Raw genomic sequence first — 24,474 nt, 5'->3', positions numbered from 1 at the left:
ATAAATAAGTTTCAATCTTTTAGGCAACGAACGGAAAAACCATTTCGCTTATCGTCGTTGCCTGCATATAATCCAATAAGATCATTGTACATATTAATAAAATAAGAATTGATAACAGAAAACTCCTTTGAACTCCACCAATCACCATATGTCCCAGTGCCTCCAAATAATCCATTTCCATACCTAGCACCGCCGGGAAGAGCTGTAAATCCGGTTTCATTTGTTGCTCCATTATTTGGAGTAGCCCAATGAGTAGTTCCAGTTTCCTTAAGTTTACCTCCTGCTATACTCTCCCCTCCTAAGTAAGTTGATAAAGTAGTCCATTGAGCATCTGTCGGTACATGCCAACCGACGGGACAAACATTTCTACCCCCATTGATTGTTACGTCAATTGCATACCAGTTGTACAATGCACCATAAGTTGCTTTATAAGTAACCGAATCATTAGAATACCAGCAAAAAGAAGGTGTCGTTAATGCAGCCCAGGCAGTATTATCAGTAACTTTAGAAATTTTGGTTCCATCGTTGTATTTTGTTGTTTTTAAGTTTTCTTTAATCCATATTTGTGTTCCAATGGAAATTGTATTATAAATATTACCTTCAATATCGGTAACTGTCCCGTTAGTCGTAAAGGTGATTTCATTACCATATGTTGTACCCAGAATATTCGTTGCATAGGCTCTGACATAATAAGTTGTGTTGGCCGTAAGTCCTGTTAATGAACTGGTAAATCCTCCCGACCCGGAACCATCTGTGGTTTTATTACCAGTTATTGCAGGATTTGTTGTGGTACCCCAGCAGATTCCCCGTGCGGTGATTGATGGACCAAAGGGACAAGTAACATCTCCACCCGACACAGCAGAAATTGTTGTTATTCCAGATATTGGAGAGGTTGTGGCAGTTGGTAATCCATCTGTTGTTGTGAATGATAGATCTGCACCGTATGATGTTCCAGCTGAATTAGTTGCATAGGCACGAACATGATAAGTAGTGCTGGGAATTAATCCAGTTATTGTGCTGGTGTATGTCCCTGTTCCGGTTCCATCAACGGTTTTAGAGTCAGCGATGGTTGGATTGCCAGTTGTATTCCAGCATACACCCCGAGAATATAATGTTGATCCGCCATCCCAAGTTACATTACCGCCTGAAGTAGCTCCCATATATATTATTGAAGTTACAGCTGTTGTGGTAACTGTTGGAAGATCTGTGTTAGTAGTAAATGAGACATCAGATCCATAGCCTATACCATTATTGTTTGTTGCATAAGCCCTAACATGATAAGTTGTTCCTGGTGAAAGACCTGTTATATTACTGACAAAAGAGCCATTACCTGACCCATCAATTGTCTTTGAATCTGTAACAGTTGGATTCACTGAAGTGCTCCAGCAAACACCCCTTGTTGTTGCTGTTTCTCCACCTGACGATCCTACATCTCCACCAGAAATTGCTGAGTTGGTTGTAATCCCTGTTATCGCAGTTGTTGTAACCGGAGGTATTCCTGTCCCAGTCGTAACAGTTTCATTGGCTCCATATGCAGTTCCAACAGAATTTGTTGCATAAGCGCGGAAATAAAAAGTTGTCAATGGGGTTAACAGAGGTATTCCAACATAGAAATTACCTGTCCCTGTACCACTCGAAATTTTTGAGCTTAATTCAATAGTTGGATTCAAAGTTGTACTCCAACAGATGCCCCTCTCTGTAACTGATGAACCACCATCGGAGGTGACATTTCCGCCAGTACTTATTGAAGTATTGGTTACTGTGGTTGTATTAGTTGTAACCGCAGGCAATACCTGGCCCTCTCCTTGCAGGCATCGAATGTAAAATCCATTTTCAGGATAATAACTGCTTCTGTTTATATAAGTGCTAGTGCTGGTTAAATTTCTTCCCCATCCCGTATTACTTGTACTTTGTGTGGAACTCCACCAGTACGCACCGTATCCGATAATTTGGAATGCTCCAATTTTTTCACGGTAACTCCATGGAAGACCATTAAATCCTGTTTCGTTTGTTGCTCCAGTGTTAGGGCTCATCCAATGAATTGTTCCGGCTTCTTTAAGTTTTCCTCCTGCAATACTTTCTCCTCCCAGGAAGGTAGCTAGTGTAGTCCACTCAGCATCAGTAGGAACATGCCATCCTGTTGGACAAAGATTACGGTTATCCACAGTCGTGTAAAAATTATATAGAGCACCAAATGAGGCTTTATAGGTTGCCTGATCATTGTTGTACCAGCAGTATGCTCCTGAAGTCAGCAAACCCCATGCTATATTATCGGTAATATTTGTTATTGAACTTCCATCTCTGTACTTGGTGGTTTTCAAGTTTTCAGCCATCCAAGTTTGAGTACCAATTATGACTGTATTATATACATTTCCATCAATGTCAGTTACAGTTCCTCCGGTTGCAGTCAATGTTGTAAAAGTAACTTCATTTCCATAACCTGTACCCGTATTATTAGTGGCATAAGCCCGCACATAATAAGTTGTGCTTGGAGTTAATCCTGTAAGACTACTTGTGAAAGAAGTTGTTGAGCTTGTTGTTGTCCTTGTAGTCAAAGCTATGGTGGGATTAGGTGAAAGACTCCATATAACTCCGGATTCGGTTATTGCTGATCCTCCATTTGAGGAAATTGTTCCTCCTGAGGAAGCTGATGAAGAGGTTACAGCTGAAATAGAGGTTGTTGTTATTACCGGAACTGTTGAAGATGGTGTTGTAAAACTAACCTGAGTAGCGTAGGCTGTGCCAACACTATTTGTTGCATATGCTCTCACATAATAGGTCGTATTTGGATTTAATCCCGTTATAGTTGTTGTATATGCACCTGTTCCTGATCCATTAATTGTTTTAGTTGCGAGTGCGGTTGTTGGATTGATACCGGTACTGTAACAAAGTCCTCTCACTGTAACAGGAGAACCACCGTCTGATGTGATATTACCACCACTTATACCTGTGGTTGATGATCCATACATTGTAGGTTCAGGACTAATAACCGGCAGAACGATACCTTCTCCCTGGATACACCGTACTGAATAGCCATATGATTTGGCTGACGGATTACTGATGATATAACTGGAATTATAATTAAGATTATATCTGTAAGCGCTGTCTGTCTGAAAAACGGAGGGGGAAGAACTCCACCAGTTACCATTTGAACCTAAAGACATCATTGTGCCATCATTGAAACGCTGATCTCCCGGCAGTGCAGTAAAACTGCTGCTGTTTGTCGCGAACAGATTGGGATTTAACCAATGAGTAAATCCGGCTTCCTTTAATGCACCTCCGGCATTTGCTGTTCCTCCAAGATTATTTATCAGAGTAGTCCATTCTTCTACTTTGGGGACATGCCATCCAAAAGGGCAGAGTTTATGTCCATCTACAACTGTATAATAATTGTAAAGGGCTCCATATTCATTTTTATTATTTATATCATTGTTATGCCAGCAATAAGCCCCGGTAAAAGACGCTCCATTGGATGACCATCCCGGATTAGTTGTCATATTGGGGATTGCTGTACCGTCACGGTACCTAGTAGTTTTCAGATTTTGCTTCAGCCAGGTCTGCGTACCTATATATACAGTATCGTATTTATTACCATCTATATCAGTCACAGTTCCAGTACTTACAAGAGACGTGGTAAAACTAATCTCATTGCCATAAGAAGTACTTATGCTGTTTGTTGCATAAGCCCTTACATAGTATTTTGTATTTGCTGTTAATCCTGTAATTGAACTTGAGAATGTTCCGGTGCCTGTTCCGTCAATGGTTTTTGTTGTCAATGCAATTGTTGGATTTTGGGAAGTACTCCAGCAGACACCTTTTGCAGTAATGTTGGCTCCTCCGTCAGTGGTAATACTGCCACCAGATGACGCGGTAGTTTGCGTTATTGAAGTTATTTGTGTTGTCGTTAAAGATGGACCTGTTGGAGCACCAGAACCAGTAGTAAAGCTTAATTCATTTCCATAAGCTGTCCCGACACTATTTGTTGCATAAGCTCTCACATAATATATTGTTCCGGGTGATAATCCTGTGATTGAACTTGTAAAAGAACCAGATCCGCTGCCATCTGATGTTTTTGTTGTTAGTGCTATTGTGGGAGCAGGCAATGAGCTCCAGCAAACTCCTCGTGTAGTGATAGCAGCTCCTCCATTGTTCGTTATGTTACCGCCGGCTGTAGCTGTAGTTTGAGTTACAGCTGAAACAGAAGTTGTTGAAACAGTGGGTAAATATTGCATTTCCCCCTGAAGGCAACGAACAGAGTATCCATTTCTAAAATCGGGGACTCCCCAACTTACGCCCATTTCCGAATAATTCAAGCGCCTGCTAAAAGCCTCAGCAGTTGTGCTCACTGTAGAGGTCCACCAGTCACCTGTGCCTCCAAGGTTGTTGAAAGAACCACCAATGTAATAACGGTATCCACCCGGCAGAGCTGTGAACTCCGATACATTTGAGGCTCCTGTGTTCGGGATGGTCCAACCTGAAACACTCTTCATCTTTCCTCCTGCAACATTTTCCCCTCCTAAATAGGTAGTAAGGGTTGTCCATTCAGCATGGGTTGGAACATGCCAGCCAGTTGGACAAAGATTCCGGCTATCTGTTGTTGTATAAAAATTATACAACGCACCATAGGTAGCTTTATAAGCTGCCTGATCGTTGTTATACCAACAGTATGCTCCTGAAGTAAGATTCCCCCAGGCAGTGTTATCAGTAATATTTGGAATAGCACTTCCATCCCTGTATCTGGTAGTCTTCAGGTTTTCCTTCATCCAGATCTGTGTTCCAATAGTAATTGTGTTATATACATTACCATCTATATCAGTAACTGTTGCGCCACCGGGCGACAGTGTAGTAAAACTTAATTCATTTCCATAGGCAGTACCAGCAGTGTTCGTTGCATACGCCCTGACATAATATAATGTACCAGGATTTAATCCAGTAATTGCACTTGAGAATGATCCATTGCCAAGACCCCCTGATGCTATGCTGTTGGAAATTGTAGGACTTGGAGAAATACCCCAACAAACACCTCTTGCGGTGACATTTGAGACTCCTGCACTGGTAATATTTCCGCCGCTTATTGCAGTAGTTTGTGTAACATCCGTTATTTCTGTTGTGCTGATTACAGGTAGTCCGGTAGTTGCTGAAGTAGTTGCAAAAACAAGTTCATTTCCATAAGCTGTACCAACAATGTTAGTAGCATAAGCTCTAACAAAATAGGTAGTATTTGGGACCAGTCTTTTCAATGAACTTGTGAAAATTCCTTTACCGGAACCATCCTTTGAGATAGTGTCTGCAATTGTTGGATTCTGCTTTGTACTCCAGCAGACTCCTCTGGCTGTTATATTAACCCCTCCGTCGGCTGTGATGTTTCCACCTGAGATGGCAGTGGTATCAGTAATATTTGAAATAGAAGCAGTGGTAATTGTAGGAATATTCAGGGTAGTAAAAGTTTCCTGGTTTCCATAAGCTGTACCAATATTATTTGAAACATAGGCACGCATGTAATAGACTGTACCCTTTGAAAGTCCGGTAATACTGCAAGTAAACTCGCCGGGTTCTTTACCGGTTTCAATTTTAAAGTCAGAAGTATCAGGATTTTGGTCTGTACTCCAGCATATACCCCGTACAATTATGTAGGTGCTTCCGTTATCTGTCAGGTTTCCTCCGGCTTCTGCGGATGTGTCGGTAACAGAAGTGGCAGGGGTAGTAAGAATTGTTGCCAGAGAACCATTTTTTGAAAATATACCATTAAAAACTTCCTCATTCTCTTTGCCGCATGAGAGAATGAGTAACAGTATAATAATCAGAAGTTTGAGTGTAATATGTTTGGAGCTTTCAGGCATTATTTAATAATCGGTTCAAATCTTGCATTTTTAATTTGAATTTCAAGAGAATACAATAATAACTAAAAAGAGCGGACAGCACGAACGTAGTGGGTTTCATATTTGAAGACGTTACTTATCCCTCCTGGTCCAAATGCCACAGTTGAAGCCGCGAATTCATTGTATTCACTGGAGCTCCAGTAAACAGAAGTGCTAAAGCCCCCAATGGCAGACTGGTTCAAGTATAACTTGTTCAATTCGTCTCTGCTTGGCAGATACCAGTCACTGTAGCCACTTAAAACCAGATCGCTGCAAATTTTTGCTGCTGTACCAGCGGTTGCACAACCAGTAACAATGTCAATTGTATTCTGATTCCCTTTTCCCAATCCTGTACTATCAGCTCCAGTTAGGTTAGTTCCATTACATCCCCATTCGGCTCCAGTACTCTGATCGCCTGGAGCAGCAATAAGACCATGTACCTGGCCGACAACATAACCATTATCACCTGGCTGAAAAATGTAAGCTATTTTTCCGCCCTTATAGTTATCACCAACTGCAAGAGGAGCAGGTTCGCCCTGCAGACATCTGACAGAATAACCTCCACGTTTATCGAGGTTGAGGCTGAATAGAAATGAATTATTGTAGTTCAAATAATATCCCCACATTAAAGAAAGTGATTTCTCTGTTGAACTTGCCCAGTAGCCGTAACTCCCAAGACTATAGAAAAGTCCAAGATCGGGGGCCCTGTATCCACCAGGAAGAGCTGTGAAGGCAGTCTCGTTGGTTGCTCCTGTATTTGGTGTTTGCCAATGATCAGTGCCTGCTTCTTTTAATTTGCCTCCAGCTATATTTTCTCCTCCCAGATAGGAGGTTAAAGTTGTCCACTCAGATTCAGTAGGAACATGCCAACCAGTCGGACAAAGATTTCTATTCTCGAATGCATAATAATTATATATTGCACCATAAGAAGCTTTATAAGTTGCCTGATCGTTAAGCAACCAACAATAAGCTCCGGATGTAAGTAAACTCCATGCAGTGTTATCTGTAACATTTTGAACAGAGCTTCCATCCCTGTATTTAGTTGTCTTAAGGTTTTCTTTCATCCAGATTTGTGTGCCGATTATAACTGTATTGTAAACATTGCCATCAATATCAGTTACTGTACCGCTGCTTTGAGAGAGCGTAGTAAAACTTATTTCATTTCCATATGCAGTTCCAACAATATTAGTTGCATAAGCTCTTACATAATAAGTTGTGTTTGCACTTAGTCCGGTAATGCTGCTGGTAAATATTCCTGCACCCGAACCATCAGTTGTTTTTGAATTAGCAATTGTTGGGTTTGTAGTGGTGCTCCAGCAAACACCTCTAGTGTTGGCTGAGACGTTACCAAGTGTTGTTATTGTTCCCCCCGATGATGCAGAAGTGTTGGATATACCTGAAATTGAAGTTGTTGAAACTGAAGGTAAACCATCGCCTGTAGTAAAACTGAACTCTACTCCATAACCCGTACCAGCTGAATTTGTTGCATATGCTTTAATGTAGTATGTAGTTAATGGTGTAAGTGATGGAATTGGAATTGTAAAGAATCCCAAAGCAGTTGTCCCTGCTGAAGATTTTGAACCTGAACTGATTGTTACATTTGGACTTGTACTCCAGCATACACCCATGTCGGTAATTACTCCTCCCCCGGTTGTAAGAAGATTACCGCCTGTACTCACTGAAGTGTTATATACAGTTGGATTTGTTGTCATAATGCCTGGAAGAACAACGGTTTCACCCTGTAGGCAACGAACCGAAAATCCACTTACCTTATTGAAGTAATTACTGCTTACCATGGTATTAATATGAAGGATTAATCTTCCCCATGAGCTGGAGCCAGAAAAGTCTGTTGAAGACCACCAGTATCCAATAGCTCCAAGATTCATGAAATTTCCATCAGTTACCCTATAGCCGCCCGGAATTGCTGTAAAGCCTGATTCATTTGTTGCATCGGTATTATAGCTCATCCAGTGGGTATTTCCTGTTTCCTTTAGTTTGCTGCCAGCAATACTTTCCCCCCCCAGATAAGATGTTAATGTTGTCCACTCAGAATGTGTTGGAACATGCCATCCTATCGGACAAAGGTTTTTATTATCAATTGCATAGTAATTGTATAAGGCACCATAAGTTGCTTTATAGGTTGCCTGATCGTTAACCCACCAGCAATAAGCTCCGGATGTAAGCAAACTCCAGGCACTGTTATCTGTAACATTTGAAATAGCTATCCCATCACTGTATCTGGTCGTTTTCAGATTTTCCCTCATCCAGGTCTGGGTGCCGATAATTACAGTATTGTATGTATTTCCATCAATGTCAGTAACCGTTCCTCCTGTAGCAGGCAAAGTTGTAAAGCTAATCTCATTACCATAAGCTGTTCCAGCACTATTTGTTGCATAAGCACGTACATAATATGTTGTATTAGCGTTTAAGGTAGTAATGTTGCTGGCAAAATTTCCAATGCCTGAACCATCAGTACTCTTGAAATTGTTTATTGTCGGTGCTGGAGATAAGTTCCAGCAAACACCGCGGCTTACTACTGATGATCCTCCATCACTTGAAATATTTCCTCCTCCGGATGCAGAATATGGAGTTATGGACGAAATTGCTGTTGTTGAGAGAGTAGGGTAGGTTGCTGGGGCTGATGTAGAAAATATTTGTTCATTTCCATAAGCTGTTCCAACGCTGTTAGTTGCATAGGCTCTAACATAATAAGTGGTATTTGCATTTAATCCGGTAATGGAACTAATAAATACTCCAGCAGCAGGTACATCTGATGTCTTTGTAGACAACGCAATTGTAGGGTTTGTAAAAGTGCTCCAGCAAATACCTGTTGCTGTTACAGGTGATCCTCCGTTATTGTTAACAATACCCCCGGTTGAGGCAGTAGTTTGAGTTATAGAAACAATGTTTGTCGTTGAAACAGCCGCCAATACCTGTCCCTCACCTTGTATACAACGAACAGAGTAGCCATATCTCTTATCCCAGCTTGACTCACTAACATATGGATTATCACTACTTAAAAACCTTAACCATGAATTTGAGAGAGAACTTTCTGTCGAACTCCACCAAAAACCAGTACTTCCAATGAATGTGTAATTTTCAGGATTGTAACGATATCCCCCAGGTAATGCTGCAAAGCCTGTTTCGTTTGTAGCTCCAGTGTTTGGATTCAGCCAATGTGAAGTGCCGGCTTCTTTTAGTTTTCCACCAGAGACGGATGTTCCTCCCAGAAAGTCAGTTAGAGCTGTCCACTCAGCATTAGTTGGTACATGCCATCCATTTGGACAGAGGTTACGGTTATCAACCGTTGCATAAAAATTATACAATCCGCCATAAGTTTCTTTATAGGTCGCCTGATCATTATTATACCAGCAGTATGCACCGGAAGACAATGCATACCATAATGTTTTGTCTGGTTCATAAGGGATGATGCTCCCATCTCTGTATCTTGTTGTTTTCAGGTTTTCCTTCATCCAAATTTGTGTGCCAATTGTAACTGTATTGTATACATTACCATCAATATCAGTTACTGTTCCTCCAGTTGCAGGCAATGTTGTAAAGCTAATTTCATTTCCGTATGCTGTACCAACGCTGTTTGTTGCATAAGATCTAATATAATACGTAGTGTTTGCTGTTAATCCTGTCAGAGAACCTGCAAATGCTCCTGTAGCCAGACCGTCTGTTGTTTTCGATGTCAATGCAATTGTGGGTGAAGGTGAAGTACCCCAGCAAATTCCACTAGATGTTACCGTTGCTCCTCCATTACTTGTGATGTTTCCCCCGCTTACTGCTGAAGATTGAGTTATTGCCGATATTGTTGTTGTGGTAATTGAAGGGAGTACAGGGGCTGGTGAAGTTGTTGTAAATGCAAGTTCATTGCCATAAGCTGTACCAATGCTGTTTGTTGCCCAGGCTTTGACATAATATGTTGTATTTGGAACCAGTTTTTTCAATGAACTTGTGAAAATTCCTTTACCGGAACCATCCTTTGAGATAGTGTCTGCAATTGTTGGATTCTGCTTTGTACTCCAGCAGACTCCTCTGGCTGTTATATTAACCCCTCCGTCGGCTGTGATATTTCCACCTGAGATGGCAGTGGTATCAGTAATATTTGAAATAGAAGCAGTGGTAATTGTAGGAATATTCAGGGTAGTAAAAGTTTCCTGGTTTCCATAAGCCGTACCAATATTATTTGAAACATAGGCACGCATGTAATAGAGTGTACCTTTTGAAAGTCCGGTAATACTGCAGACAAACTCGCCGGGTTCTTTGCCGGTTTCAATTGTAAAGTCAGAAGTATCAGGATTCTGATCTGTACCCCAGCATATTCCACGGGCAATTATGTATGTGCTTCCGTTATCAGTCAGGTTTCCTCCGGCCTCTGCTGATGTGTCGGTAACAGAAGTGGCAGGGGTAGTAAGAATTGTTGCCAGTGAGCCATTTTTGGAAAATATGCCATTAAATACTTCCTCGTTTTTACTATCGCATGAGAGAAGGAGAAACATTGAAAGTATTAACAATATGAGTTTAATATGAATCTCTTTTTTCTGCATTGAAATATTTCAACTACTTAGTACTAAATTCTCCCATGAGATATTTTGTAGTATTAGAAGGATCGGATAGCTCGTACATTGGCTAAGTTATCTTTGTTAACATTTCCCTGTGTACCGTTAAAGAAGTGCTGGTACCAGGAATGGCCAATGCCGAACTCGCTAGAGCTCCAATAAAAATTTAATGTAAAAGCTCCAATTTTTTCTTTACTTAAGTATAACTTGTTTAGCTCATCTCTGCTTGGCAGATACCAGTCATTATAACCGTTTAAGACCAGATCACTGCAAATTTTTGCTGCTGTACCAGCGGTTGCACAACCATTCAAAATGTCGATTGTATTCTGGTTACCTCTTCCTAGTCCGGTACTATCAGCACCACTAATACTTATCCCAACGCAGCCCCATTCTGCAGACGTACTCTGATCGCTTGGAGCAGCAATAAGGCCATGTGTTTCACCAGATACAAATCCCGGATCGCCAGATTGAAAAATGTAGGCTACAATTCCGCCCTGGTAGCAATCGCCTATTGCAAGAGGCGCAGGTTCGCCCTGAAGGCACCTTACAGAAAACCCTGTTCCTCTTGGGCCCGCAGCTGGTGCAGTCTCAATTAAAACTGACATATAACTCAAATATCTGCCATAACAAATAGAAACTGGATTCTCAGTTGAACTCCAGTAGTAACCTCCATTACCAATTCCAGTAAATCCACCAGTACTACTACGATATCCACCTGGAAGAGCTGAATATCCATACTCATCAGTAGCTCCGGTATTAGGTGTCAACCAGTGTGCAGTGCCAGATTCCTTTAGCTTCCCTCCACCAAAACTGCTTCCCCCAATGTAGTTTTCAAGTACGGTCCATTCAGCATTTGCTGGTACATGCCAACCCGTAGGGCAAAGTTTGTGTCCATCTATTACTGAATGAAAATTATATAGTGCCCCATATATGTTTTTATTATTTAAATCATCGTTGTACCAGCAGTAAGCAGCTGTATTTAAATTACTATAAGCATTCCATGTAGCCGGATCAGACCCGTATGCAATGGCTGTTCCGTCACGGAATTTTGTGGTTTTCAGATTTTCTTTCAACCAGGTTTGCGTTCCTATTGTTATTGTGTTATATACATTTCCATCAATGTCAGTTACAGTGGAACCTACAAGAGGGAGTGTTGTAAAACTTATCTCATTACCATAAGCTGTTCCAACAAAGTTTGTAGCGTATGATCTGACATAATATGTAGTTCCTGAAGTCAATCCGGTCAATGAACTTACAAAGATTCCACTCCCGGTTCCATCTGAGGTTTTACTATTCATTATGGTTGGATTTGGTGTTGTATTCCAGCATAATCCCCTTCCCGTGACAGGTGCCCCGCCATCATTTATCACATTTCCGCCGCAAGTTGCAGATGTTTGAGTTACTGCTGATAAACCTGATGTAACAATGGAAGCTATATCAAGAGTTTTAAAACTTACTTCGTTGCCATAACCAGTTCCAACGCTATTTGTTGCATATGCTCGCACATAATATGTTGTGCCTTGTACAAGTCCTGTTAACAAACTTGTAAAAACTCCCAGAATACCTGTAGTTTTATTATTGATTATTGTTGGATTTGGGTTTATGCTCCAACAGACGCCTGTTGCAACTATTGGATCGCCTCCATCACTGACAAGGTTTCCGCCACTTTTTGCAGATCTGTCAAGAATTTCAGAAACTGCATTAGTTGTTATTGTTGGAAGGGATGGACCTGCAGGATTTGTGGTAAAACTCATTTCAGGTCCATAAGACGTGCCCAGACTATTTGTTGCATAGGCTCTAACATAATACTTTGTTGAGGGACTTAAACCTGTAATCGTGCTTGAGAAAGTACCTGTTCCTGCACCATCAGATGTGACAGTAGGCAGAGCGACAACTGGTTTTTGACTTGTACTCCAACAAACGCCTCGTGCAATAATAGAAGATCCCCCATCAGAAATAATAATCCCTCCACTTAAACCAGATGTGGATGAAAGGACAGTTGTTGTTACAGACTTAACAAGGGCATAAACCGGTCCTTCTCCTTGCAGACATCTTACACTCATTCCGTCAATTTTGCCCTCTGTTTGTCTGATAAAACCGGATTCTGTGGAAGTAAAAAACCTCCTCCATGCAGCAGTGCTTGAGGGAGAGTTCTCATTTACAGACCAAAACGAACCAAAAGTTCCCGATTCGATAAAAGCACCATAATCTGTTCTAACGCCTGCAGGAAGTCCGGTGAATCCAGTGCTGTTGTCTGCGCCTGTATTTGGACTAACCCAGTGAGTAGTACCTGCTTCTTTTAGTTTACCACCAGCTAAGTTCTCACCACCTAAATAGTCAGTAAGTATTGTCCATTCAGCATCAGTTGGGACATGCCATCCAGAAGGACAAAGGTAACGACCATCAACAACTGTACTGAAATTATATAATGCACCAAAGGGGTTTTTATTGACTATATCGTTATTATACCAACAATATGCACTTGAATCTGTAACAATCCATGCTGCTCCATCGGTAAGATTTGCAATTGTTGCACCATTTCTGAATCGGGTTGTCCGAAGATTTTCTTTCATCCATGTCTGAGTACCAATAACTACTGTATTGTAAACATATCCATCAATATCAGTTACTGTTGAACTACCGGATGAAAGTGTTGCAAAACTAATCTGATTTCCATAACCAGTTCCTATACTGTTAGTTGCGTAGGCTCTGACATAATAAAGCGTGTTTGGAGTTAATCCTGTTAGAGAGCTCATTATCAATCCTGCAGCAGGAACATCTACTGTCTTTGTTGACAGAGCTATGGTTGGAAAGGCAGATGTGCTCCAGCATACTCCGCTGGAGGTTATTGTCCCTCCTCCGTTACTTATAATATTTCCTCCACTTTTAGCGCTGGTTTGCGTAATTGAAGTAACAGTCTCAGTATTCAGGGAAGGAATTGTTGTCGCTCCAGAACTGGTAGTAAAAGTAACTTCGCCCCCATAAGCAGTACCGGCACTATTCGTAGCATATGCTCTTACATAATATAGAGTTGCAGGAGTTAATCCGGTTATTGAACTTGTAAAAGAACCTGATCCGTTTCCATCAGATGATATCGTAGTTAGTGCTATCGTTGGATTAGGGAAAGAGCTCCAACAAACTCCCCTTGCGGTAACAGTTGCACCTCCATCGCTTGTAATATTTCCGCCACTCACAGCTGTAGTTTGAGTTATTGCCGATATTGTTGTTGTGGTAAGTGTTGGTAGTAAAAGAGTTGGTGAGGTTGTTGTAAATGTCAGTTCATTTCCATAAGCTGTCCCAACACGATTGGTGGCGTAAGCTCTTACATAATACGTTGTGTTAGGCAGTAATTTATTTAATAATCTGGAATAAATTCCAGTTCCTGAACCTTGAGCCAAAAAGAGAGAATCAGCAAGAGTCGGATTCTGTAATCTGTTCCAGCAAATTCCACGGAATAGCACAGGAGTACCTCCGTCCGCTGTTATTTCTCCCCCAACCATTGCACTTGAATCAGTTATTGATATTACTGGAGAAGTGGTAATTGTCGGAATATTCAGGGTAGTAAAAGATTCCTGGTTCCCATATGCAGTTCCAATATTATTTGAAACATAGGCACGCATGTAATAGATTGTACCTTTTGAAAGTCTTGTAATACTACAAACAAACTCTCCGGTTTCTTTCCCGGCTTCAATTTTAAAGTCAGAAGTATCAGGATTCTGATCTGTGCTCCAACATATTCCACGGGCAATTATGTAAGTGCTTCCGTTATCAGTCAGGTTTCCTCCGGCTTCTGCTGATGTATCAGTAACAGAAGTGGCAGGGATAGTAAGAATTGTCGCCAGAGAACCATTTTTTGAAAATATGCCATTAAATACCTCTTCATTCTCATTGCTGCACGAGATAAGTAGTAATATTATTAGTATCAGAATTCTGTTGGTGATATATTTCAGGTTCAGAAACATTTAGTAAAATATAAGACTGATATCATAACTACTTCAATCCATTCAAAAAGTCCGAACAGCGCGAACGAAGTATAAGCTGCTTTTACTGTTGGGGCTCATGCTGACTGTGTTAAAGGCAAGGGGCCATCCGGCAATATCAGATATCTCAGTTGATGACCAGTAATAGCCAACAGCAAATCCACCTATTGCAATCCTGTTTATGTTTAATTTATTCAGATCATCAATGCTTGGGAGATACCAGTCGCTATATCCGTTAAGTATCAAATCGGAACACAATTTTGCTGCCGTACCTGTTGTGGTACATCCATTCACAATGTCAATTGTATTTTGATTACCGGTTCCAATTGCTGTACCATCAGCTCCTGATATTGCCATCCCTGAACAGCCCCATTCTGCACTGGTACTCTGGTCTGAAGGTGCAGCTATCAGACCATGTATCTGACCCGCAATATAACCATTATCTCCTGGCTGGAAAATATAAGCGATTTTTCCACCCTGATAGTTGTCGCCTATTGCTGGAGTCAGTGGTTCACCTTGAAGACAACGGACAGAAAAACCACTTTGTTTAGGGTTCCATCCTCCTGTCATAAAGTTGGATTCATTATAATATAATATTTTGTCAAATGAATTTGTCAGATCATACTCAGTAGAACTCCAAAATATTGTAAATTCTCCATGACCGCTAAATGGGCCGTTGTGGTATCTGTATCCTCCTGCTAAAGCTGTGAACCCTGATTCATTGGTAGCGCCTGTATTTGGACTATTCCAACCTGTAATGCTTTTTAATTTTCCCCCAGCAACACTCTCTCCTCCCAGGTATTGAGTTAAAGTTGTCCATTCACTGTTTGTTGGAACATGCCAACCTGTAGGACAGAGATATCTAAAATCTATAATTGCAAAGTAGTTATATAATCCCCCATATGCTTCTTTATATGTGGCCGGATCATTATTAAACCAACAGTATGCATCCTTTTCACTTGAAATCCACATAGGATCATCAGTTACAATTGGAATAGAAGACCCATCCCTGTATTTAGTTGTCTTCAGGTTTTCCTTCATCCAGGTTTGTGTGCCTATTACAACAGTATTGTAAACATTTCCATCAATATCAGTAACTGTTGTCCCAATTGGAGCTGTTATAAAACTCCTTTCATTTCCATATGTGGTGCCTGAACCATTTGTAGCGTAAGCTCTTACGTAATAGGTTGTATAAACAGTTAATCCTGTTATGGTGCTTGTAAATGTTCCTGATCCCGATCCATCAATCGTTTTGTTATTTGCTGTAGTTGGATTTGGTGAGGTGTTCCAGCAGACTCCGCGTTCTGTTATCAATGGTCCGTATGGACTTGAAGCATCGCCTCCGGAAACTGCAGAAACACTTGTTATTGATGTAACTGTTGAAGTTGTTACAACTGGTAATGGGCTTAATGTTGTAAACGTTAAATCCTGCCCGTAAGAAGTGCCAATACTATTTGTAGCATAGGCCCGTACGTGATAGGTTGTTGCATATGACAGTCCACCTATGCTACTGCTGAATGTTCCGATCCCTGATCCGTCAGTAGTCTTTGAGTCAGAAATAGTTGGATTTGCAGATGTGCTCCAGCAAACACCACGAGTGGTAACATTAGCGCCTCCATCAGATGTAATATTTCCACCGCATATAGCAGATGTTGAAGTTATACTCATAACAGAAGCTGTTGATATTGATGGTAATACCTGTATTGTACCCAGAATACAACGAACCGAATAGCCACTTTGCTTAAGGAAATAAATCCTAATGGAATTAGTACTATTATTAAGTATTTGCCTGGCCCATGCAAAAGTAGTTCCATTCTCAGTTGAACTCCACAGGTAATTTTGAACTCCCATGCTTGAAAACGAGCCATCCTCATTCCGACCGCCTGCAGGCAATGATGTAAATCCTGTCTCGTTAGTTGCACCAGTATTAGGAGCTAACCAATGAAGATTTCCTACTTCTTTTAACCTGCCCCCTGCAATTGTTACTCCTCCTAAGTATGATTCAAGAGCTGTAAACTCTCCATCGGTAGGAACATGCCATCCAGTAGGGCAGATATTTTTATTCCCGTTGTTTGTTGCATCAATTGTATACCAATTATACAATGCCCCATACGGGGATGTTGAAAATGTCGGTGCATTATCATACCAGCAGTAGCTGCCTGAAGTCAGTGTACTCCATACAATATTATCGGCAACAATAGGTATTGAGCTGCCATCATTATATTTTGTGGTTTTAAGGTTTTCTTTTAGCCATGTTTGAGTGCCAATTACTATAGTATTGTAAACATTTCCGTCAATATCAGTTACTGTTCCTCCGGTTGCCGGAAGTGTTGTAAAGCTTATTTCATTTCCATAAGCTGTTCCGGCACTGTTCGATGCATATGCCTTCACATAATACAAAGTACCAGGTGCTAATCCTGTTATTGAACTTGAGAAAGTTCCGGTACCTGTGCCATCTGATGTCTTTGTTGTAAGTGATATAGTTGGATTTGGCGATGTGCTCCAGCATACTCCACGTGTTGTTACATTGGCACCTCCATCGTTTGAAATATTTCCGCCGCACGTAGCGGTAATTTGGGTTACTGAACTTATCGCATTTGTTGAGATAGAAGGTATCACAGTTACAGCAACAGATGTGGTAAATGAAAACTCGTTTCCATAGGCAGTTCCAATGCTGTTAGTTGCGAAAGCCCTGACATAATAAGTTGTATTAGCCGTTAACCCGGATATTAAATTGGAGAAAGATGATGGATTTCCCGATATTGTATCACCATTTAAATGATAACCGGTTACTACCGGATTTGAAGATGTACCCCAGCATACTCCCCGTGCAGTAACCTTCGCACCTCCATCGCTGGTAATAATTCCTCCACTCACAGCTGTAGTTTGAGTTATTGCCGATATTGCTGTTGTGGTAAGTGTTGGTAGTAAAAGAGTTGGTGAGGTTGTTGTAAATGTCAGTTCATTTCCATAAGCTGTACCAATGCTGTTTGTTGCCCAGGCTTTGACATAATATGTTGTATTTGGGACCAGTCTTTTCAATGAGCTTGTAAAAATTCCTTTTCCGGAACCATCCTTTGAGATAGTGTCTGTAATTGTTGGATTCTGCTTTGTACTCCAGCAGACTCCTCTGGCTGTTACATTTACCCCTCCATCGGCAGTAATGTTTCCCCCCGAGACAGCAGTAGTATCTGAAATATCAGAAATAGGAGAAGTGGTAATTGCAGGAATATTCAGGGTAGTAAAAGTTTCCTGGTTTCCATAAGCCGTACCAATATTATTTGAAACATAGGCACGCATGTAATAGAGTGTACCTTTTGAAAGTCCGGTAATACTGCAGACAAACTCGCCGGGTTCTTTGCCGGTTTCAATTGTAAAGTCAGAAGTATCAGGATTCTGATCTGTGCCCCAGCATATTCCACGGGCAATTATGTAAGTGCTTCCGTTATCTGTCAGGTTTCCTCCGGCTTCTGCTGATGTGTCGGTAACAGAAGTGGCAGGGGTAGTAAGAATTGTTGCCAGGGAACCGGTTTTTGAAAATATACCATTAAAGACTTCCTCATTTTTGTTGTCACATGAGAGAAGAACTATAGGTAAGAGTAAAAGAATTCTATGTGACCATTCAGATATTTTCATTTTAATTTTCAGAAAACCCATCCGATTCCGCTAAAAATCTGTCCGGAAGCATACCCGGATCCATTAAAGTCAATTCCTTTTTTATATTCTCCAAATACTAACAACTTTGATATTCTGATTTTTACTCCTCCCTTAATAATCGGTAATGATGTATTGTCAGATCCTGTACCTTCACTCGACAGAGATGATGTATATAACTGCGAGTATTGATACCCTGCTCCTAAATATGGAAATACAACCACTCCGATGGGGTATGGGATAATATTGACAGAAACCTCACCTCCACGATGAATTATCATACTATTTGGTTTGAAGGCTTCAATATTATTTACTGTGAATCTGGCTGAAAAGTATGTCATATCAAAGATCAGGGGAAAAAGGTTGAAATTCAAAGTTGCAGCATATCCAATCCCCCTTTTAATATTTCCATTCAAAATGTTTTCTTTGAAGAAAGAATTTGAAAAGGTCGTATTGTAATATCCGAGATTTATTGAAAATCTGTGGGACTTGAAATAATTTCTGACGAATGTCCAGTCGCTCTGTAATGTTATTTTTACTTCTTCAGTGTTCCCGTCAGTGATGGTTACCTTTTGAGTTGATGATCTGTGAAACTTTTTTGAGATTGAAATAGTATGTTCCCCGCTTATTAGTTTATCGGTTAAGCATGGTGTAACAAGATTTGTAGAACCCCCATCAATATAAACCTTTGCTTTTTGCTTAGGAAAGGAAGAAAGACTAATAAAACCATGATTTGGTTTCAATGAGATATTTAAGCTTTCTCCATGATCAGGAGTAACGAAAACCTTACCACTGTCGGGATGATAAAATTGAGCTGTTACCCGGTATTGGTAGTTTCCTGGTATCAGTAACTTTTTAAGAGAATCGGTTGATTCCAGATTGTTATTTATGTAGATTTTAGCACCCTTAGGTTCTGCATTGATAGTAAGATATTGGTTGACAATATCTTTTGGTTCGGGATCAATTGAAGGTGTTCCTAAAATCAGTTCATATACAGTTGCCTCAAGTATTGGTACCGGGTATTCATAGTCCCTAAGGAGGCCAAACTTATCATGTTTTATTGTAAGACGTTTTGCATCATGAGGAATATAGAGCCAATATTCCCCCGTTTTTTTCTCTACTGAAACTATCCCTAGCATGTCTCCATCCCAGGTTAATTCAGATTCTGCTGAAACAACTTTTATTATTGCACATTTGTCACCATTCTGATCAGGCTTGGAGAAGGTTACCCTGGCATCCATGTCATTTTGTAGCTGTCTGAACGATTTAACTGTAATGTTTTGAGAAAAAAGGAATGAAGGAGTAATTATTAGGACCAGAAGTAGATGGAAACGCTTCATTAACTACTATTTGAATAAACCGAAGATAATAAAAATTTATTTACAACAATTATTCGGCTAAAAAAATTGAATCGGGTATTAATATTCTAAAAGAAATTTAGTTTGAGGTAGGGAAGGGTCGCGACCCTTCCTTGCATAAAACCGCTACCCTTCCTTACATTAACATGTTATATCAAGTCCTATTGTGACCATTCATTAGGTTCCCTGTCCCAGCGGTGTTTCTCAAGTTTTTTCATAAGCTTCGCATCCAACGGTCCGGCATCGCTAGTTTTTATGTTCATTTTAGCATGAGCAGGTTTTCTCATCCCGGGTATGATTGTACTAACTGTCGGTTCTCCCAGGATATACCTGAGTGCCATTTCCGACATGGTCATTCCCTCAGGAAGAAGTGGTTTGAGAGCATCAGCATGTTCAACACTCGGTATAAGATTTTCAGGAACAAAATATGTATTTCTCCAGTCACCCGCAGGCCATTTGCTCTCTTTTGTAAGAGTCCCGGTCAAAGAGCCTTCATCGAAAGGAACTCTGGCAATAACACCTACATTCATCTCCCTGCATGCAGGAAACAGTTCATCCTTTGGATTCTGATCAAATATGTTATAGATAACCTGTACAGTATCAATAAACCCGCTTTCGACTGCTTTGATCCCGTTCCATGGCTCCCAGCGGTTCATGCTTATCCCAATAGCGTGGAATAACCCCTGTTCTTTCAGGTCAAGCATCTTCCTTATGCCTCTCACATCCTTTAACCAACTGTCTTCCCAGGTATGGAACTGCATGAGATCGAACGAATCAAGACCGGCGTTCTTAAGACTTTTGGTGACATATTCTTCAATATGATCTGGAGGGAAACAATCGTCAAGTGAATATTCCCTTTTGCTTGGCCATTTAAAGTTCTTTGGTGGAATCTTGGTTGCGGTATAAAGCTTTTTTCCTTTGTTTGCTCTAACAAGGTTTCCGAGGAGTCCCTCACTTTTTCCGGCTCCGTAACCCCAGGCAGTGTCGAAAAAGTTACAGCCCATATCGACTGATAACTGTAGGGATTTTGCTGATTCATCATCATCAGATCCACTCCATCCTGCCATTCCCCACATCCCGTAGCCTATTTCGCTTATATTCCAGTTTGTCCGGCCAAGTTTCCTGTATTTCATAGGTTTTATGATTAAAGTTATGTACTAATGTAGTTATTTTTGAACTGCCGGCAAAAAAAATGTGGACTGTGTCCTCTGTAGCACGAAAAAGTTTTAGAGAGCCAGATCTTCTTAAATTAAAAAGCCCTCCTACGCTAAAGCTTCGGAGGGCGAGGGTGGAGAATAGGAGAATCGAACTCCTGACCTTTTGACTGCCAGTCAAACGCTCTAGCCAACTGAGCTAATCCCCCTGCTGTTCTCCGCAAATGTATAAAAAAAAATTAAGTTTTGGCAGAAAGACACTATTTTGTAATTTTGCGCGTCATTACAAAGAAGTTTAGCTTAATATGTTCGATAACCTCAGGGATGTACTGGATTTTGATGATCTGCTTTTTGAAAAGCGGAACAGGGATTATGGTGCATTTATGCTGAGGAAAAAGTATAATTCCGTTGTTTTTGCAAGTATTATTGTTGCAGTACTACTGGTAAGTTCTGCTGTTGTTCTTCCTTTTGTGTTCAAACCTGATTCAGATCATGTGCTTGCAGGGGGAGCCAGTTTCGTGCAGGTTAGTATGGAGAATTTTGAACCACCACCAGAGCAGATAATTGTTCCTGCTGCACCACCACCGCCACAAGCCTCTAAAGTTCAGGAGATTGTAAAATATGTTCCTCCTGTTGTTGTTGATTCTGTTCCTCCTCTTGAGTTGTCATTACCAACGAATGATCAGCTAGAAAACCAGAGCAACAACGACCAGATTCAGGTAGTCGGATCAGGTTCAGGAGATGAGCTTCTTTCGGGAGACGGCGGCGTAACATCAGATGAGCCTTTTTTTCTTGTTGAAGTAATGCCCTCATTCAAAGGAGGTGATATTAATAAATTCAGGGACTGGGTTCAGAAACGCACCAATTATCCGCAAATTGCAATCGATAGAAAACTGCAGGGAAAGGTATTTCTTACATTTATTGTTGAGGCCGACGGTTCAGTCAGTACTGTTACTGTAGTTAAAGGTGTCGATCCGATAATCGACGTTGAAGCCGTTAAGGCAATAGAGGGATCCCCTAAATGGAGTCCCGGACTGCAAAGGGGTCAGCCTGTGAGGGTAAGATATTCAATGTGGCTCAATTTTGTATTCTGATAAATCAGATCAGAGACTTCAGCTCACAGGACAATTTGTTTTTTCCATGTTTTTCTTACCTTTATCAGCACTATAAAACATCGATCATTATGAAAAAATTTATACCCTTTGTATTTGTTCTGACAGTCATTCTTGCAGGATGCGGATCTTCAAAAAAACAGCTTGAAAAAGGTAATTACGACGCAGCAATTGATAAAGCTGTAAGGGAATTGCGCAGAGATCCTGACGATGAAAAACAGATAGCAATTCTTTCACAGTCGTATAAAGTAGTTAATGATCTCGACAATGAAAGAATAAGATTTCTGAAAATGGAAGGACGTCCTAACAACTGGGACGAGATCTACCTGATTTATAAGGCTCTGAATGACAGACAGTCGCTGGTAAGAACAGTAACTCCTCTGAAAAGTAAGAGTCAGACTGTGGATTTTCCTTACGTGGACTATGTCCCTGAAATGGTAAATGCAAAACGCAAAGCGGCTGAGTTCTATTTTGCTCATGGTACAGAGCTGATGAAAACAAATATCAAGGAGAATTACCGTCAGGCCTTTGCTGAGTTTGTACGGGCAAAGAATTATGTTGGCGATTATGAAGGTATCGATAATAAAATTCAGGAGGCTAAGTATTTAGGAATGAGCAGAGTGTTCGTTTCCATTCAGAACACCTCAATAATCAAATTCCCTAAAGAGTTCGAGCAGGACCTTCTTGCTCTCGATCTTCCCAGTCTGAATTCAGAATGGGTTGAGTATCATACACAGAATCTGAATGCCAATACACAGTATGACTATTTCGTTAACGTAAATGTTAAGAACGTTGCTGTTAGTCCGGACGGTACTTTGCAGAAAGATACAGTTATCAAGAGAGATGTTGAGGACGGATTCACATATGTTCTCGATAAGAAGGGAAACGTGATGAGGGATTCTCTTGGGAATGACATCAAACAGAAAAAGTATAAGACCCTTCAGTGTGCATTGATCGAGACGATCCAGACAAAAGCTTGCCGCATTGATGGTGATGTTGAAGTGATTCAGATGAATCCCAATAAAGTGCTGAAAAAAGATCCGATTGGGGCTCAGTCAAATTTTGAGAATGTTTCTTCACGTGCACTTGGTGATGTACAGGCACTAACGCCTAAACAGCTTGAAAGGACCAAAACATCTATTGTGCCGTTTCCAACCGATATAGAAATGGTTATCAGATGCTCAGAGTCGCTTAAGATGGCTATCAGGGGCGCAATTCAGAATAACAGGAGGTTTATAAACTAAAAGACGGAAGACCGAAGACGGAAGTCGGAAGAAAGATGTTGGAAGACAGAAGTCCGGAGTCGGAAGTTTTTACTACTTCGGTCTTCGGACTTCGGTCTTCAGACCTTTCACTTAAAAGTCTAAATTCAGATTTATTTAATATTAATGATAGAAACCAATAAGCCGTTAGAAAGGGCAATTCTGATCGGGATTAATTATCCAGGACAGGATGAACGTGAAGTTGAGGAATTTCTGGGGGAGTTATCTTTTCTGACAGAAACGGCAGGGGCTGAACCGGTAAAGAGGTTTATACAAAAACTGGATACACCTAATCCGCGCACATTCGTAGGTTCCGGTAAGATTGAGGAGATAGCCTTATTTGTTGGTGAGAACGATATTGATATCGCCATTTTCGACGATGAGCTTTCACCCAGTCAGATCAGGAATATTGAAAAAGCTTTGGGATGCCGAATTCTGGACCGTACTAACCTGATACTTGATATCTTCGCTCACAGAGCCCGTACTTCACATGCACGTACACAGGTAGAACTTGCTCAGTATCAGTATCTGCTACCAAGGCTTACAGGTATGTGGACTCATCTTGAGCGGCAGCGCGGGGGTATTGGTCTGAGAGGCCCCGGTGAAACGGAGATTGAAACTGACAGAAGGATTATCAGAGAAAGAATTTCGCTTCTCAAGGAGCAGCTGAAAAAAATCGACACCCAAATGGCCACGCAGCGTAAAAATCGTGGAAAGATGGTCAGGGTGGCACTTGTTGGTTATACAAATGTTGGGAAGTCAACCTTTATGAATATGCTCAGCAAATCAGATGTTTTTGCTGAGAATAAGCTTTTTGCCACCCTCGATACAACGGTACGAAAAGTTGTTATCGGGAACCTGCCTTTCCTGCTTTCCGATACTGTGGGATTCATTCGCAAGCTTCCTCATGATCTGGTTGAGTCTTTCAAGTCAACTCTTGATGAGGTGCGCGAATCGGACCTTCTTATTCATATTGCAGATATATCCCATCCGGGTTTTGAGGAGCAGATAACTGTTGTGAATGAAACACTTAAGGAGCTGGGTGCTACAGATAAACCAACAATTATTATTTTCAATAAAATAGATGCTTTTACCTATACTGCCAAGGATGATGATGATCTCACACCGGTGCTGAGAGAGAATATCTCACTTGATGATCTGAAGAAAACCTGGATGGCTTCCGATAAGCACCATAAGACAGTATTTATTTCTGCGAAGACAAAGGAAAATGTCGAGGAGCTCCGCAATGTCCTTTACGAAGAGGTGAAAAAGATACATATTAAAAGGTATCCTTATAATGAATTCCTGTATGAAGCGCCCCCTGCTCCCTAAAGGCTTATACATCAACTTAAGGTGTACAAAATAGAATTTCAGTATTGAATATTTGCCAGATACATTTCCCCTCCTTTTGAAGGAGGGGTGGCCGGACCACTTTTAAATTATGATACAAATGCTGATGCCGGCCGGGGTGGTTGATTGTTTATTCAAATTCCGGATCTTTTCTTTTGAAGGATTTTCTAGCATAATTTTT

At 40.9% G+C, this 24,474-nt stretch carries 9 protein-coding genes and 1 tRNA gene; 3 read left to right on the top strand and 7 right to left on the bottom strand.

Annotated elements, in window-relative coordinates; genetic code table 11:
• Positions 1 to 11: 11 nt before the first annotated feature.
• The 7 genes from IPJ16_18130 to IPJ16_18100 form a co-directional block, all read right to left on the bottom strand.
• Positions 12 to 5,840: a fibrobacter succinogenes major paralogous domain-containing protein gene (locus IPJ16_18130; protein ID MBK7629085.1), complete on the bottom strand. Its 5,829-nt coding sequence runs from the start codon at positions 5,838 to 5,840 to the stop codon at positions 12 to 14.
• Between the two features lie 62 nt (positions 5,841 to 5,902).
• The gene (locus IPJ16_18125; protein ID MBK7629084.1) at positions 5,903 to 10,411 is read right to left on the bottom strand and encodes a DUF1566 domain-containing protein; all 4,509 of its coding nucleotides are present in this window, start codon (positions 10,409 to 10,411) and stop codon (positions 5,903 to 5,905) included.
• A 53-nt stretch (positions 10,412 to 10,464) separates the two neighbouring features.
• On the bottom strand, positions 10,465 to 14,385 hold the full coding sequence (locus IPJ16_18120; GenBank protein MBK7629083.1) for a DUF1566 domain-containing protein: 3,921 nt from the start codon (positions 14,383 to 14,385) through the stop codon (positions 10,465 to 10,467).
• Positions 14,386 to 14,427: 42 nt separating this feature from the next.
• A complete protein-coding gene (locus IPJ16_18115) occupies positions 14,428 to 18,039 on the bottom strand; it encodes a DUF1566 domain-containing protein (GenBank protein ID MBK7629082.1) in 3,612 nt (1,203 codons plus the stop codon).
• A gap of 8 nt (positions 18,040 to 18,047) precedes the next feature.
• Positions 18,048 to 19,397: a PEGA domain-containing protein gene (locus tag IPJ16_18110; GenBank protein MBK7629081.1), complete on the bottom strand. Its 1,350-nt coding sequence runs from the start codon at positions 19,395 to 19,397 to the stop codon at positions 18,048 to 18,050.
• Positions 19,398 to 19,576: 179 nt separating this feature from the next.
• On the bottom strand, positions 19,577 to 20,548 hold the full coding sequence (locus IPJ16_18105; GenBank protein ID MBK7629080.1) for an aldo/keto reductase: 972 nt from the start codon (positions 20,546 to 20,548) through the stop codon (positions 19,577 to 19,579).
• 156 nt (positions 20,549 to 20,704) lie between these two features.
• A tRNA-Ala gene (locus tag IPJ16_18100) sits at positions 20,705 to 20,778 on the bottom strand.
• A gap of 96 nt (positions 20,779 to 20,874) precedes the next feature.
• On the opposite strand from IPJ16_18100, the gene IPJ16_18095 reads away from it, so the two are divergent.
• The 3 genes from IPJ16_18095 to hflX all read left to right on the top strand — a co-directional run bounded on the left by IPJ16_18095 (position 20,875) and on the right by hflX (position 24,275).
• Entirely contained in the window at positions 20,875 to 21,663 is a 789-nt protein-coding gene (locus tag IPJ16_18095) for an energy transducer TonB (protein MBK7629079.1), read from the top strand.
• Positions 21,664 to 21,752: 89 nt separating this feature from the next.
• Positions 21,753 to 22,925 (top strand): hypothetical protein, encoded by a 1,173-nt coding sequence (locus IPJ16_18090; GenBank protein ID MBK7629078.1) that lies wholly within the window; start codon positions 21,753 to 21,755, stop codon positions 22,923 to 22,925.
• Positions 22,926 to 23,069: 144 nt separating this feature from the next.
• Complete coding sequence (gene hflX / locus IPJ16_18085; GenBank protein MBK7629077.1) at positions 23,070 to 24,275, top strand: GTPase HflX; 1,206 nt, start codon at positions 23,070 to 23,072, stop codon at positions 24,273 to 24,275.
• Positions 24,276 to 24,474 lie beyond the last annotated feature (199 nt).

This window comes from Bacteroidales bacterium, assembly GCA_016709865.1.
Lineage (GTDB): Bacteria > Bacteroidota > Bacteroidia > Bacteroidales > VadinHA17 > LD21.
This window is presented reverse-complemented; position numbering and strand designations above follow the sequence as displayed.